At 63.1% G+C, this 279-nt stretch carries 1 protein-coding gene; it reads right to left on the bottom strand.

Annotated features, from left to right (window positions below):
- On the bottom strand, positions 1–279 hold a 279-nt coding region (locus AC1RQI_RS17165), incomplete at both ends, for a transaldolase family protein (RefSeq protein WP_481905824.1).

Below are 279 nucleotides of genomic sequence, written 5' to 3'. Positions count from 1 at the left end.
CCCGGCCCACAAAGGGCGAGATTAGAAACACCCCCGCATCAAAGCACGCCTGGGCCTGGGCTGCGCTAAACAGCAGCGTCAGGTTGCACTGAATGCCCTCGCGCTCAAGCACCTCGGCGGCACGAATGCCTTCCCAGGTAGAGGCCAGCTTGACCAACACCCGGTCGCGGGAGACGCCGCGGGCGTCATACAGCTCGATTAGCTCGTGGGCCTTGGCAATACTGGCCTGGGTATCAAACGACAGCCGGGCCGCCACTTCAGTAGAAACACGCCCAGGCA

The sequence above is a fragment of the Salicola sp. AFF1 genome (assembly GCF_056783195.1).
The sequence above is the reverse complement of the archived record's forward strand: the minus strand, read 5'-3'. Positions and strand labels throughout refer to the sequence as shown.